The sequence below is a fragment of the Nocardioides sp. genome (assembly GCF_047602075.1).
Classification (GTDB): domain Bacteria; phylum Actinomycetota; class Actinomycetes; order Propionibacteriales; family Nocardioidaceae; genus Nocardioides.
This window is the reverse complement of record NZ_JASGIF010000001.1, coordinates 2,323,452-2,337,409: the sequence shown is the minus strand read 5'-3', so window position 1 is coordinate 2,337,409 and position 13,958 is coordinate 2,323,452. Positions and strand designations below refer to the sequence as shown.

Below are 13,958 nucleotides of genomic sequence, written 5' to 3'. Positions count from 1 at the left end.
GCGGGTTGGAGGGAGCGGTTAGAGGGAGCGGGTCCAATCGGCGAGCAGCCGGACCGTGAAGTCGAGTTGCTCGGGCTGGCCGTAAAGGTAGTGGCCGCCACCGACAACGGGGGTCAGCAACTTGCGGTCGTGCGGCACGGCGTCGTAGAGGGATCGCGCGTGCCCGGGGTAGCAGCCGGGGTCGGCGGTGCCGTACACGACGTGCACGGGTACGTCGACCTCGCGCAGCCGGGTGGGACCGTGACCGTTGGAGAGGTCGTAGCTCCACTGGCTCTGCCAGGAGCGCAGCGTGGTGAAGTGCGCCAGCGTGGCCGGGCTCAGGTTCGCTCGGTACGGCGGCCCCCACTGTGTGGTCGCCTTGCGATCGGAGGGGTCCAGGGAGAGGTCCAGGTTGCGCGGGTCGGCCATCGTGCCGTGCACCACGAACGGCAGGTCGTCGACCCGTCCGTCGGAGAGCTCGGGCAGCTCGGCGAGGCGCTCCTGGGTCCAGGCGGTGATCCGGCGGTTGCGCGCGACCTGAGCGGCCCAGTACCGCTCGAGGAACTCTTTGGCGTACGGCGGGCCGTTGTCCGGGTGGAACAGGTCGAGCTCGGGGTCGCGCCGGAACGGGTCGGCCTCGTCGATGATCGCCGGGTCGATCTTCTCGGTCAGCACGCTGCTGCGGCCGGGGTGGGCCATCAGCATCACCAGTGCGTCGGCGGCTGGCAGCACGGCCTGCGTCAGGTCGGGTGCTCCGCCGGCGGGTGGCGAGGTGATCGTGGGCGTGCGGGCCTGGTCCTGGTAGAGCGCGACCACGCCGCCGCCACCGGAGTTGCCGGCGAGCACGATCTGCTCGTACCCCTCCTCGCGCAGGTGATGGAGGACCGAGCCGATGTCGACCACGCAGTTCTCGAGCTGCAGCGCGGACTCGTTGCCGAGGTAGCGGGTCGTCATGCCGACCGCGTCGATGCCCAGCCGGGCCAGCGGCTCCAGGGCGTAGTGCGCCATGAAGTTCGACGAGGGGTGCACGAAGACCATCACCGAGCGCGAGCGGGCGCTCTCGTCACGGTGGCGGGTGCACCACAGCACCCCGGCCTTGCGGGCGATCCCGGACTGGATGTCCGAGGTCGCGCCGGTCTGCATCGGAACCGCGAGCAGCTGCCGGATGACGGCCAACCCGTCAGCCCTGCCCAGGAGCAGGAGCAGCAGCCGGGACGGTCTCGGGGCCGCGGCTCCACGAGGTGATGTACTTCGGGTCCTCGACGTCGAGTGCCGCGTTCGCGAGCCGCAGCGGCCGGAACGTGTCCAGCATGATCGCGAGCTCCTCGGAGCGCTGGCCGATCCGCGAGATCGCCTTCTCCACGGCACCGGGCTGCGGGCCGTGGATGTGACCGGCCGGGTGCAGTGAGATCGAGCCGCGCTCCACGCCGGAGCCGGAGCGGCTGAAGAAGTTGCCCTCAGCGTAGAAGAGGAACTCGTCGCTGTCGACGTTGGAGTGGTACGACGGGATCGGCACCGCGCGCGGGTCGTAGTCGAGCATCCGCGGCACGAAGTTGCAGAAGACCAGGTTGTGCGCCTCGAAGACCTGGTGCACCGGCGGCGGCCGGTGGAAGCTGCCGGTGATGGGGGAGAAGTCCGCCACGTTGAGCACGTAGGGGTAGTTGCAGCCGAACCAGCCGACGACGTCGAAGGGGTGGTGCTGCATCGTGTAGCAGGTGACCCCGTCGCGGTTGCGGACCAGCACGTCGACGTCGCTCTCGTCAGGTGCGATCAGCGGCTCGGTGGGCCGGCGCAGGTCCATCTCGAAGTACGGCGACTCCTGGTGGTGCTGCCCGTAGCGGGAGAGGTAGCGCTTCGGCGGGTGGATGTGGCTGTAGGTTTCGAAGACCAGCGCGCGCAGCGGCTCCGCACCGGTGGGCAGCCAGCGGTGCGTCGTACCGGTCGGCAGCACCAGGTAGTCGCCCGGGCCGACTTCCAGGAAGCCGAAGACGGTCTCGACAGTGGCGGTGCCCTCGTGGACGAAGATCAGCTCGTCGCCGACTGCGTTGCGGTAGAGCGGGGACTCGGTGTCGGCGATGACGAAGGAGACCAGCACGTCGTCGTTGCCGACCAGCGGCTGCCGTCCGGTCACCGCGTCGCCGCCGACCTTGAGCTGCGAGGTGTTGAACAGGCGCGGCAGCAGCGGTTGGTTCGCGGTGAGCGTGATCGGCTCGCGCTCGACGTCCCGGACGGCGGATATGCCCGTGGGCGGACGGCGGTGGAAGAGCAGCGACATGTCGGAGGAGAAGCCCTCCTCGCCCATGACCTCGGTGCAGTACAGCGAGCCGTCCTCCTGCCGGAACTGGGAGAACCGCTTGGCCGGGACGTCCCCGACTCGGTTGAAGTAAGGCATTTGTCGTCCGTCCTAAGTCTCTCGGAAGGTGTTCGATAATCGAACGTCATGCGAACGTGTGGATTTACGATAGGCGTGGCGTCGGCCGAGGGTCAAGGTCTCCCGGGTCGGAGCACCGGTTCACCGACACGAAAGGCTGCTGGGAGTGGAGCTCACCTTCTGCGAGTACTTCCCCTACGTCCACCATGATCCCGTGGTGCCGGCGTTGGTGGACGGTCGGGACCCGGCCCGGCACCCGGTCGTGGTGGTCGGGGGCGGACCGACCGGCCTGGCCACCGCGCTCGGCCTGGCCCGGTACGGCGTGCCGAGCGTGATCCTCGAAGTGGACGACACCGTGTGCAGTGGCAGCCGCGCGGGTGCGATCACCCGGCGCAGCCTGGACATCTTCGCCCAACTCGGCATTATCGAGCCGGCCCTGCGGACCGGCTTCACCTGGTCGCAGGGGCGGACCTTCTACCGCGACCAGGAGGTCTACAGCTTCTCGATGCCGCACGACGACGACCAGCGGTTCCCGCCGGGCATGAGCCTGCAGCAGAATTTCGTCGAGCAGTACCTCGTCGACGAGGTCGAGCGGCATGCCGACCTGATCGAGATCCGCTGGCAGTCCGCGGCCGAGGGCATCCGCCAGACCGACGCCGGAGTCGAGCTGGACGTGCGCACCCCGGAGGCGGCGTACACCCTGGACGCTGACTGGGTCGTCGCCTGCGACGGTGGCCGCAGCGAGGTCCGCCGTCAGCTCGGGCTGCAGCTCGGCGGTACGGCGTACGAGGGCAAGTTCGTCATCATCGACATCCGGATCGACACCGAGGGCTTCCCGATCGGGCGCCGCTGCTGGTTCGACCCGCCGTCGAACCCGGGCTCCACGCTGCTGATGTACACCAAGCCCGACAACATGGTGCGCTTCGACTACCAGCTGCTGCCCGGCGAGGACGTCGAAGAGGCGATGAAGCCGGAGTCGGTGCTGCCGCGGGTCGAGCAGCACCTGAAGATGATGGGCGTCGACCGGCCCTGGGAGCCGGTCTGGATGAGTCTCTACAAGGCCAACGCGCTGACCCTCGACAGCTACGTGCACGGCCGGGTGCTCTTCGCCGGAGACGCCGCCCACCTGGTGCCGATCTTCGGCGTCCGGGGCATGAACTCCAGCCTGGACGACGCCCACAACCTGGCCTGGAAACTGGCCCTGGTCGCCCAGTGCGCGGGGCCGCGGGAGCTGCTCGAGCAGCTACTCCGCCGAGCGGGTCTTCGCGGCCCGGGAGAACCTGCGACTGGCCTCCAAGGGGGCGGAGTTCATGGCCCCGCCGTCGCAGCCGGCGACGGTCCTGCGCAACGCCGTCCTCTCGCTCACCGAGCGGCACCGGTGGATCGTCCCGCTGCTCGACCCGCGCCAGCACTCCTCGATCCCGCTGGTCGACTCCCCGCTCAACGTGGCCGACTCGGCCGAGTGGGCGGACGGTCCGCAGCCCGGACACATCCTGGCGGACTTCCCGGTGACCATCCGCGACGAGTACGGCGAGCGGGCCGGTCACCTCACCGACCTCGTTGGTGCGCATGCCACCGTGCTGCTGGCGAGCGGCGACGGCACCGTGCCGGAGCCGGTCGCGGACGCGATGGACGCGATCGCGGCAACGCTGCCGATCGAGGTGCGCACGCTGACGCCATCCGGAACGACCGCCACGGTGGCGGGGGTGACAGTGGCCGAGGACCGGACCGGTCGACTGCTGCCAGCGTACGACCTGGCCGGCGCGGGGCTCGCGGCGTACATGGTGCGCCCGGACGGGCACGTCCAGGGTCGCTGGAAGGGTCTGGACGCCGACGACCTGGCCGTCGCGATCACGCAGGCGGCACACCAGATCACCACGGGAGGACGCCGATGAGCGCCGACGAGATCGACGAGGTCTACTCGCTGCTGAGCGCGGGACTGACCGACGCCGGCGATGAGCAGACGTCGATGATCCTGGCGCGGCTGTCCTTGCTGCTGATGCACGAGGTCGACGACAAGGAGCGGGTGCAGGCGGCGATCCAGGAGGCGCTCCGCCCCTGGTGAGTCCGCTCAGTCGGAAGTCAGCGCGGTGGAGACCGACTCGGCTGTCTCCTTGAGCACCGGTACGAGCGCGCGAACCTGGTCCGCGCGCTCGACCGGCGCCAGCAGCGCGATGCTGGCCAGCGCGTAGCCGTCGGCGTCCAGGAGCGGTACGGCGACACCGTAGATCCCCGGGTGCAGCTCGTGGTCAGCTCTCGGCGTACCCGTCGCGATGCAGGTCGTTGAGCCCGCGACGGACCCGCGCCACCTCGTCGGCCTCGATGATCGAGTCCAGGATCCGCTCCAGCTGCCGTGGCTCCAGGTAGCCGAGGATCGCCCGGCCGCTCGCGCCGACAGCGAGCGGGTGCCGCTCGCCGATGGGGTAGCCGACCCGCACCGGGTGCTTCTCCGCAATGACCTGATCGATCGCCACCGCCTGGTCGCCGTCGGCGACGGTGAGCAGCACCGTCTCGCCGTGGACCTCGGCCAGCTCGCGGACCACCGAGCGAGCCTGCGAGAAAACCGTGGGCCACGCCCGCTGGGCGGCCTTGAGGAAGAACGGTCCGGCGCTGTAGTCGCTGCCGTGCTTGCGAACGAAGCCGCGCGCCTGCAGCGTGGTTAACAGCCGGTGCGTGACGGTGCGGTTCAGGCCGAGGGTGCTGGCGACCTGCTGAGCGGTGACCGGTCCGTCGTCGATGACGGTGGCGAGCACCTGCAGGGCCTGGTCGGCCGTCTTCGCTATCTCCGCCACGATGTCGTCGTCACCGCCCCGTCGTGAGCACCTGGAGGCCCGAGGGCCGCACGTCTGCACCTGAGAGGTTCGGCCAGGACGTCGTGCCGTTGCCGTCGACCACGATTGACGCCCCCAAGCCCATGACCTCCACTTTCCAGACCGGCTAGATCCCGCCCGGCGTACTCGATGACCTCCCGTTGCCATTGTCTGCCATGGACCGGACCACCGCAGCCCCGGTCAACGAGGTTTTGGCCCTGAGTGGGCACACCCGGTGCTGCATCGAAAACTCCGACATCCGACAACTGGGGTAGTCGGCAACGAACTGCTGGGGCGGCGGTGCGCCGCTACCTCGGCGCAGGTAACGGACTGTACTGGACATCGAAAGGCCGGAGAAAGTCAATCCTGTGCGTGACTCTGGAGTCCTTGAGAGCGGTGTCGGATCCGCCGGACTGACGCCAGTGGGGAGTCTTGACGCAGCCTGCGCGTCCTAGACGGCCGCGCGGCGGCGGCGGGCGGTGGCCCAGAGCAGGCCACCGACGGTGAGGGCGCCGCCGACGGCGAGGGCGGCGAGGGTGGGCTTGGCGGTCATCCGGCTGCGCAGGGCGACGGGCTTGCTGAACACCAACACCGGCCAGTCGTTGGTGACCGCGACCTTGCGCAGCTCCTTGTCCGGATTGACCGCGAACGGGTGGCCGACGACCTGGAGCATGTGCACGTCGGTGATGGAGTCGCTGTAGGCGTAGCACTCGTCGAGGTCGTAGCCGTGCTCGGCCGCCAGCTGCTCGATGGCGCGCGCCTTCTCCTCGGCATAGGCGTAGTACTCGATCGTCCCGGTGTACTTCCCGTCCACGATCTCCAGCCGGGTGGCGACCACCTGGTCGGCGCCGAGCATCGCGCCGATCGGTTCGACCACCTCGGCGCCAGAGCTGGAGACGATGACGACGTCGCGGCCGGCGGCCTTGTGCTCCTCGATCAGCGACACCGCCTCGTCGTACACCATCGGGTCGATGACGTGGTGCAGCGTCTCCGCCACGATGTCGCGGACGGTCGCCACATCCCAGCCGGCGCAGAGCTGGGACAAGAACTGCCGCATCTTCTCCATCTGGTCGTGGTCGGCGCCGCCGACGGCGAAGACGAACTGGGCGTACGCCGACCTCAGCACCGCGCGACGCGAGATCAGCCCGCCTGCCTGGAAGGGCTTGCTGAACGCCATCGAGCTGGACCGAGCGATGATCGTCTTGTCCAGGTCGAAGAATGCGGCGGTACGACGCGGCGCCATGCTTCGAGTCTAGGGAAGCGCCGATCAATTCCGCCTGCTGCGCACCGCGAAACGTGCACAGGCGCTGGTCGCATCGCTCTCTCCACAGCCGCAGCGGGCGTGGGAGGCGCGGCATCCAGGTGAACGTGGATGCTCCCGGCCATGAGCCCACCGCTGATCGTCACTGCCGAGGCCGAGCTCCTCGATGAGCTGCTGCGGTTGGCAGCGGCGGCCGGGGTCACGCCCGAGGTCGCTGCCGATCCGGGCGCAGCCCTGCGCGCCTGGACGGCCGCGCCGCTGGTGGTGATCGGTCTCGACCAGGCAGAGCGGATGCTCCGTCTCGGACCGGCCCGACGGCCGGGGCTGGTGCTCGCAACCTGGCAGGGGGCTGGTGAGGGAGCGCTACGGACCGCACTGGCGCTCGGCGTGGCCGAGGTGGTGGAGCTGCCGAAGAGCGGGCGCCGCCTGGTCGAACAGCTGACCGACCTGGAGGACCCACTCTCGCCTGGGGCTCGGGTGCTCGGCGTGGTGGCCGGCAGCGGCGGGGCTGGTGCGACCACCTTCGCGTGCGCGCTGGGGCAGCACGCCGCCCGCGCAGGACCCGCGCTGATCGTGGACGCCGACCCACTGGGCCCGGGCCTGGATCGCGTGCTCGGCCTGGAGGACGAGCCCGGTGTGCGCTGGTCGGATCTGGTCGAGACGTCGGGGCATCTGTCCGGGCGATCCCTCCGCGAGGCCCTGCCGCGCAGGGACGGACCAGCGGTGCTGACCTGGACCGGCGGACGCGTGGACATCCCGCCGCCGGCCGCGGTGCGAGAGGTGCTGTCCTCGGCTCGACGCGGCCACGACCTGGTGGTGCTGGATCTCCCGCGCTCCGAGGACCCGTTGGTGGACGAGCTCTCGGCCCGATGCGACCAACTGGTCGTGATGACCCGCCCGACGGTGCTCTCGCTCGCGTCGGCAGCCCGGGTCTGCGCCCGGTTCCCACGCGCCGATCGCCAGATCGTGGTCCGCGGCCGCGGCGTCGACCACGCCACGGTGACCGAGGTGACCGGCGTCCCCAACGTCCTGGTGATGGGCGACCAGCGGCGCCTCGACGAATGGGTCGACCTGGGCCTCGGCCCGCTGGTCAGCCGGCGAGGCGCGCTCGCCAGGGCGGTCGCCGCCATCCTCGACACAGTTTCGGAGCCCCGACGGTGAACGACCTGAAGTTGGGTGACGTTCCAACGGAGCTGGTCGACCGGGTGCGCGATCGGCTCGCGACCGGGCGCGGTGAGCTGACGCCGCAACGGGTCGCGGACGCCCTTCGAGAAGAGGGCCGGCCGGTCGGTGATGCGACCGTCCTCGCTGTCCACGAGGCGCTGCGTCGCGACGTGGTGGGAGCCGGCCCGCTGGAGCCACTGCTCCGAGAGCCGGGAGTGACCGACGTCCTCGTCAACGGCCCAAGCCAGGTGTATGTCGACCGAGGAGACGGTCTCGAGCAGACCGCGATCACCTTCGCCGACGAGTCCGCGGTGCGCAGGCTGGCCCAACGTCTGGCCGCGTCTGGTGGTCGCCGGCTCGATGCTGCGACGCCGTACGTCGACCTGCGGTTGCGCGACGGCACCCGCTTCCATGCCGTTCTCGCGCCGGTGGCAGCGCCGGGCACGGTGCTCTCCTTCCGAGTCCCCGCAGTCCGCTCCTTCAACCTGGCCGAACTGCAGACGAGCGGCTTCCTGAGCGACATCGGTGCCGAGCTGTTGGCTGGGATCGTCTCGTGTCGACTCGCGTTCCTCATCTCTGGAGGCACCGGGAGCGGCAAGACCACGTTGTTGCGCACGCTGCTGGCGACCGCCCCGGCGAGCGAGCGGATCGTGATCGTCGAGGACTCCGCCGAGCTGCGTCCCGAACACCCACATGTGGTCAGCCTCGAAGGGCGGCCGGCGAACATCGAGGGCGCCGGTGAGATCACCGTGCGGCAACTCGTCCGGCAGGCGTTGCGGATGCGGCCGGATCGTCTGGTGGTCGGTGAGGTGCGGGGTGCCGAGGTGGTCGACCTCCTGGCCGCCCTCAACACCGGTCACGAGGGTGGGTGCGGCACCCTGCACGCCAACTCCGCCGAGGAGGTGCCGGCCCGGGTCGAGGCGCTCGCCTTGGCGGCTGGTCTCGGCCGTGAAGCGGCCCACAGTCAGCTCGCCGCTGCCGTCGACGCAGTGGTGCACCTTGGCCGCGGACGGGACGGGCGGCGACATCTGGAGGCCGTGGCAGTGCCGTTGCCGGACGACCGTGGACTGGTGCGGATGGTGCCCGCTGCGACACCACAGGACGGCGAGTTGGTCGAGGGGGCGGCGTGGCAGCGCCTGCACGCGCTTCTGCGGGAGCGGTCGTGACGGTGACGGAGTCGACGGTGCCGGCATTGAGCGCAGTCTGCGCGGCGGGTGCGGTGTGGCTGGCGATGACGCCGCGCCCGGTTCGCGCACGGCGCTTGGCAGTCCGCCGCGTGATCCTCCCGGTGGTCGCGATCGCGGTGGCTCTGTCGACCTTTGCCAGCCCTCGGGCGCTCGCGCTGGTGGCGATCGTCGCGGTGGCGGTTGGGTCCGCCTTCGTGCTGCGGCGTCGGTCGAAGAGTCGCACCGCCGCGGCTGAGGTCACCGACCGGGTGCGCGAGGTCTGTGGCCTGCTTGGTGCGGAGCTCGGCGCTGGCCGCCCACCCGGCGTTGCGTTAGAACTGGCTGCTCGCGCCTGGCCTCCGCTGGCGCCGGTCGAGGAGACCTTCACCCTCGGTGGCAGCGTGCCGGATGCGCTGCGCCGGCTCTCCGCGCTCGCCGGCGCCGGTGACCTACGGATCCTTGCCGCTGCTTGGGAGATCGCCCACCACACCGGCCAAGGGCTCGGCGTGGCTGTTGCTGCCGTCGCCGAAGAGCTCAGAGTCGAGGCGTCCACTCGCCGGCTGGTTGCTGCCGAGCTGGCGTCCGCGCGAGCCACCGCTCGATTGGTGGCGTGTCTGCCCGTGGTCGCCTTGGTGATGGGCGGAGGTGCCGGCGGTGACCCGTGGGGCTTCCTGTTCGGCACCGGTGCTGGTCTCGTCTGCCTGGCGGCCGGGCTGGCGCTGCTGCTGGCCGGTCTGTGGTGGATCGAGGCGATCGCCGCCGGGGTGAAGCGGGGATGACCGAGCTGGTCGTCGTGCTGTGTGCGGGTGCCGCGGCCGCGTTGGCCACTCCGCCTCGACGGAGACTCACCGGGGTTCGGCCGCTCGAGGGCGAGCCGCCCGAGCGGGCGCCGCGGGACTGGATGCACCGTTGGCGCCTGGCCTTGGCCTGTCTTGCCGGCATTGCCGGGTGGATCTGGGTGCCATCGCGCTTCGGCGCGGTGGTCGCTGTGCTGGCGGGTGTGCTGGTCTGGGTGGTCATCGGTCGAGCGGAGCCAGCCAGCACACGTCGCGCGCGTCTAGGTGCGCAGGCCGAGCTGCCTCACCTGATTGCCCTGCTGGCCGCCACCCTGCGGTCCGGGTCCTCGCCCGAGGCCGGCCTCGCCGCCGTGTGTGCGGCACTGCCCGGGCCGGCGGCCGACCGACTCGCGATCGTCCGTGCCCGGTTGGCGCTGGGAGCCGACCCGGGGTCGGCCTGGGCCGAGCTTGCCGAGGATCCGGTGCTGGGGCCGCTCGGTCGCACGCTGGCGCGGTCGCACACCACCGGGGCCTCGGTCGCCGAGTCGGTGGCCGGCCTGGCGAGCGAGCTGGCCGCCGACAACCGCGCGCGAGTCGAGGACCGGGCCCGAGCCGTGGGCGTCCGAGCCGCTCTGCCGCTGGGACTGTGCCTGCTGCCCGCGTTCTTGGTGATCGGCATCGTGCCCGTGGTTGCGGGACTGCTCGCCTCGCTGACTGAGTCATAGGACTCTCCCGGCCCGCAAGACGTCCACAGTCCGAGTGGTCGCGGCGCTCTCCACAGCCGGCCTCGGCGCCACAACGAGGCAGCTGGTCGCCGCGGCAGAGTCGTCGACAGCCGACCGCAGCGGGCGGTCGGCGGGAAGGGGGAGGCCATGCGCAGACATCGGTTGGACGAGCAGGGGATCACCACCGCGGAGTACGCCGTCGGCACGGCAGCCGGGGCCGGGCTCGCGGCACTGCTCTACAAGATGTTGAGCGGCGGGTTCGGCGAGCGACTGCTGCACACGCTGTTCGACCACGTGCTCGGGCTGCTGGGGATCGGGTGACATCTGCAGGTGGACGTGTGAGACGGCGGGGCCGTGGCGAGCGCGGTGCGGTCACCGCCGAGCTCGCGATGGCGCTGCCGCTGCTGCTCGCCGTGACGGTCGGCCTGGTCTGGTTGCTGTCGGTCGGGGTCGCCCAGGTCCGAGTCGTGGATGCCGCTCGGGAGGCGGCGCGGGCGATCGCGCGGGGTGAGGACACCCCGACGTCGGTGTCCCTCGCAGCCGAGGCGGCACCCGCGGCGGCGCGAGTCCAGGTCAGCACCGGAGCGGAGGCCGTTGTGGTCACGGTGAGTGCGGCCGTCGACGGGCCGGGTGGGCTGTTCGCATTCCTGCCGTCGGTCCAGGTCCGCTCGGTGGCCACGGCCAGGCTCGAGCCCGAGTCGTGAGCGGGGCACGCTGCCGCGACGAGGCCGGAGCGGCCACCCTGCTGGCGCTGACCATGATCGGACTCATCGTCCTCGTGGGAGCGGCCTGCGCCGTGGTGGCCGCGGCAGTCGTCGACCATCGCCGCGCACAGTCGGCGGCCGACCTAGCCGCGCTGGCGGGTGCGCAGGCCGCCGGGCGGGGCGGTGACGCCTGCGCCGAAGCTGGCCGCATCGCTGACGCCAACGGTGCCACCGTCACCGGTTGTCAGGTGCTGGGGGCCGATGTCGTGGTGCGAGTGACGGTGAGGGGGCCACACTGGCTCGGGCTGGAGATCGACCCGACCGGTCGGGCTCGCGCCGGCCCGGCTAGCGCTACTCCTCCGGTGGCTGGTCGGCCTGGGTCTGCTCGAACTTCCGCGACAGCTTTTCGTACTGCTCCCGCTCCCGTTTGCGCTCCCGACGCAGTTTCATCTCTCGCTTCGTGCCATAGCGCACCAGCCCGAGACCCCACCAGATCGCCGCTCCGGCGACGAGTCCGACGAGGAAGATCGTCAGCGCATCCAGGTCGAAGCCGAGCAGTGAGGCCGAGCCACCGCTGGCGAACAGAGCCGCCAGAACGGCGAGCGCGCCCAAGGCAAGCAGCAACAGACCCAGGATGACCATGGAGGCACGCTACCGCTTGAGTTGCTCAACGGCCGAGGAGCGCGTCGAGCAGGAGCCGGGCGCCCTGCTTGTCCAACGGGTTGTTCTGGTTGCCGCACTTCGGCGACTGGACGCACGAGGGGCAGCCCTCTGCGCAGCTGCAGGAGGCCACCGTCGCCCGCGTCGCCGTCAGCCATTCGCGCGCTCGCAAGAAGCCGCGCTCGGCGAAGCCGGCACCACCGGGATGGCCGTCGTAGACGAACACGGTGAGCTGTCCGGTGTCCGGGTGGAGGGCCGTCGACACACCGCCGATGTCCCAGCGGTCGCAGGTCGCGAAGAGCGGCAGCAGTCCGATGCTGCAGTGCTCGGCCGCGTGGGCCGATCCCGGCAGATCCGCGCCCGACAGACCGGCGTCGTCGAGCACACCGCTCGGCACCGTCCACCACACCGCCGTCGTCGACAGCGAGCGGGGCGGGAGGTCGAGCGGGATCTCGGCCAGCACCTCTCCCGACGGTTGACGGCGCTTGAGGTAGGACACCGTCTGATGGGTCACCTCGACCGTGCCGAGGCTGAGCCCGCACTCGCCCCAGCGCTGGTGGTGTTGGATGGATCGGATGGCGATGTCGGTGATCTCGCGCGCGGTGGTGGAGTAGTCGACGTCGGCGGGGTGGATGAAAGCGACGTGCTCGGCCAGGTCGAGTTCGGCGACCTCCCAGCTCTCGCCCCGGTGGAGGTAGATCGCGCCGGTGTGCGCGGTGCTGTGGGCGCTGCCGGCGTCGACGCTGCCGACGACACGCCCGGTGCTCTCTTCGACGAGCTGCACCGGCGCGCCTCCGGTGGAGCGGATGTCGGCGAGATCGCTGGCTCGGCGGCGGTCGGTCCAGAACCATCCCCGCGGTCGGCGTCTGAGCAGTCCGGCATCGGTCAGCCCGGCCACCGCCTCGGCAGCCGTCGGGCCGAAGAGATCCAGATCGGCTTCGGTGAGGGGGATCTCTTGCGCCGCGGCGCACAGGTGCGGCCGCAGCACGTGCGGGTTGGTCGGGTCGAGCACGGTGGCCTCGACGGGCTGCCCGAAGAGGGCCTCGGGGTGAGTGACCAGGTAGGTGTCGAGCGGGTCGTCACGAGCCACCAGCACGCCGAGCGCGTCCTGACCCTCACGGCCGGCTCGGCCGAGCTGCTGCCACAAGGCGGCCCGCGTGCCGGGAAAGCCGGCGATCAGCACCGCGTCCAAACCGCTGATGTCGATGCCCAGCTCCAGCGCGTTGGTCGCGGCCAGCCCAGTGAGCGTGCCATCACGCAGCGCCGCCTCGAGCGCCCGCCTCTCCTCCGGCAGATAGCCACCGCGATAGGCCGCGACGCGTTCGGGCAGCGACGGATCGACCTCGTCCAGCAGACGGGCCGCGGTCAGTGCCATCTGCTCGGCGCCCCGGCGAGACCGCACGAAGGCCAGCGTTCGGACGCCCTCGGCCACCAGGTCGGCCAGCAGGTCGGCGGCCTCCGACGATGCTGCCCGCCTCACCGGCGCGCCGTTCTCCCCGAGATGCGGGGTGAACGGCGGCTCCCAGAGCGCGACCGTGGTGGCGCCACGCGGCGAGTGGTCCTCGGTGATCGCCAGCATGTCCAGACCGGTCAGCCGACCGGCCGCCTCCGCCGGATCGGCGACGGTGGCGGAGGTGAGCACGAACGTCGGCGAGGCGCCGTACGCCGCGCTGACCCGCCGCAGCCGCCGCAGGACCTGGGCGACGTGCGAGCCGAACACACCGCGGTAGTGATGGCACTCGTCCACGACGACGTAGCGCAGGCCGGCCAGGAAGCCGGCCCACCGTTCGTGGGTGGGGAGCAGGGACCGGTGCAGCATGTCCGGATTGGTGAGGAGGTACTCCGCGTGGTGTCGGCTCCAGTCCCGCTCCTCGCGTGAGGAGTCACCGTCGTGGGTCGATGCGCGCAACCCGGCGTCGAGAGCGCGCAACGCGAGGAACTGGTCGTGGGCGAGCGCCTTGGTCGGCGACAGATAGAGGGTGGTCGCGCCACGCTGCCCCTTGCTGCCCCGGCTTGTCTGGGCGGCGACCAGTGCGGGCAGCTGGTAGGCCAACGACTTGCCCGAGGCCGTGCCGGTGGAGAGCACGACGTGCTGTCCGGCGTACGCCGCCTCGGCCGCGAGGACCTGATGCAGCCAGGGCCGCTCGATGCCGTTCGCGCGATAGCGGGAGCGGACCGGCTCGGTCACCCATCCGGGCCACGCCGCGTGGGTCGCCGATCTGGCCGGCACGGTGTGCACGTGAGTCAGCCGCTCGCTGCGACCCGGACCGGCGGACAGCCGGTGGACCAGGTCCTCGACCGCCCGGACCGAGGCGCTCGATCGGTGCTGCACTGTCACATCC

Annotated in this window: 13 protein-coding genes and 1 pseudogene; 8 read left to right on the top strand and 6 right to left on the bottom strand. The window is 70.9% G+C overall.

The genetic code is table 11. From position 1 onward, the window contains the following. Nucleotides 1–18: 18 nt before the first annotated feature. Together QM714_RS11800 and QM714_RS11795 are read right to left on the bottom strand one after the other, a co-directional pair. The gene (locus QM714_RS11800) at nucleotides 19–1,155 is read right to left on the bottom strand and encodes a hypothetical protein (RefSeq protein ID WP_415100645.1); all 1,137 of its coding nucleotides are present in this window, start codon (nucleotides 1,153–1,155) and stop codon (nucleotides 19–21) included. Between the two features lie 4 nt (nucleotides 1,156–1,159). Further along, on the bottom strand, nucleotides 1,160–2,371 hold the full coding sequence (locus QM714_RS11795; protein WP_415100643.1) for a homogentisate 1,2-dioxygenase: 1,212 nt from the start codon (nucleotides 2,369–2,371) through the stop codon (nucleotides 1,160–1,162). 145 nt (nucleotides 2,372–2,516) lie between these two features. Here QM714_RS11795 and QM714_RS11790 point away from each other — a divergent pair, with 145 nt between their 5' ends. Next, complete coding sequence (locus QM714_RS11790; protein ID WP_415100642.1) at nucleotides 2,517–4,415, top strand: FAD-dependent monooxygenase; 1,899 nt, start codon at nucleotides 2,517–2,519, stop codon at nucleotides 4,413–4,415. 184 nt (nucleotides 4,416–4,599) lie between these two features. Here the strand turns inward: QM714_RS11790 and QM714_RS11785 are convergent, their stop codons facing one another. After that, on the bottom strand, nucleotides 4,600–5,142 hold the full coding sequence (locus QM714_RS11785; RefSeq protein WP_415100641.1) for an IclR family transcriptional regulator: 543 nt from the start codon (nucleotides 5,140–5,142) through the stop codon (nucleotides 4,600–4,602). Nucleotides 5,143–5,611: 469 nt separating this feature from the next. Then, nucleotides 5,612–6,403, bottom strand: coding sequence for an HAD family hydrolase (locus QM714_RS11780; RefSeq protein WP_415100639.1), 792 nt, complete (start codon nucleotides 6,401–6,403; stop codon nucleotides 5,612–5,614). A gap of 141 nt (nucleotides 6,404–6,544) precedes the next feature. Between QM714_RS11780 and ssd the strand changes: the two genes are divergently transcribed. The 7 genes and pseudogenes from ssd to QM714_RS11745 form a co-directional block, all read left to right on the top strand. Continuing rightward, nucleotides 6,545–7,582, top strand: a complete 1,038-nt coding sequence (ssd, locus tag QM714_RS11775; protein WP_415100637.1) for a septum site-determining protein Ssd — start codon at nucleotides 6,545–6,547, stop codon at nucleotides 7,580–7,582. Nucleotides 7,583–7,587: 5 nt separating this feature from the next. After that, the gene (locus tag QM714_RS11770; RefSeq protein ID WP_415101074.1) at nucleotides 7,588–8,751 is read left to right on the top strand and encodes a TadA family conjugal transfer-associated ATPase; all 1,164 of its coding nucleotides are present in this window, start codon (nucleotides 7,588–7,590) and stop codon (nucleotides 8,749–8,751) included. Further along, nucleotides 8,748–9,530, top strand: a complete 783-nt coding sequence (locus tag QM714_RS11765) for a type II secretion system F family protein (RefSeq protein ID WP_415100635.1) — start codon at nucleotides 8,748–8,750, stop codon at nucleotides 9,528–9,530. The genes QM714_RS11770 and QM714_RS11765 overlap by 4 nt, the downstream gene beginning before the upstream one ends. Beyond that, entirely contained in the window at nucleotides 9,527–10,252 is a 726-nt protein-coding gene (locus tag QM714_RS11760; RefSeq protein WP_415100633.1) for a type II secretion system F family protein, read from the top strand. Before QM714_RS11765 ends, QM714_RS11760 begins: the two co-directional genes overlap by 4 nt. A 147-nt stretch (nucleotides 10,253–10,399) precedes the next feature. Beyond that, nucleotides 10,400–10,573, top strand: coding sequence for a DUF4244 domain-containing protein (locus QM714_RS11755; protein WP_415100631.1), 174 nt, complete (start codon nucleotides 10,400–10,402; stop codon nucleotides 10,571–10,573). 17 nt (nucleotides 10,574–10,590) lie between these two features. Next, entirely contained in the window at nucleotides 10,591–10,956 is a 366-nt protein-coding gene (locus tag QM714_RS11750) for a TadE family type IV pilus minor pilin (RefSeq protein WP_415100629.1), read from the top strand. Beyond that, nucleotides 10,953–11,288: pseudogene (locus QM714_RS11745) on the top strand (Rv3654c family TadE-like protein); the annotation flags it as partial. The gene QM714_RS11750 and the pseudogene QM714_RS11745, both read left to right, overlap by 4 nt. Before the next feature lie 19 nt (nucleotides 11,289–11,307). Here QM714_RS11745 and QM714_RS11740 read toward each other — a convergent pair. Continuing rightward, complete coding sequence (locus QM714_RS11740) at nucleotides 11,308–11,598, bottom strand: hypothetical protein (RefSeq protein ID WP_415101098.1); 291 nt, start codon at nucleotides 11,596–11,598, stop codon at nucleotides 11,308–11,310. A gap of 25 nt (nucleotides 11,599–11,623) precedes the next feature. Then, on the bottom strand, nucleotides 11,624–13,954 hold the full coding sequence (locus QM714_RS11735; RefSeq protein ID WP_415100627.1) for a DEAD/DEAH box helicase: 2,331 nt from the start codon (nucleotides 13,952–13,954) through the stop codon (nucleotides 11,624–11,626). Between the last annotated feature and the right edge of the window lie 4 nt (nucleotides 13,955–13,958).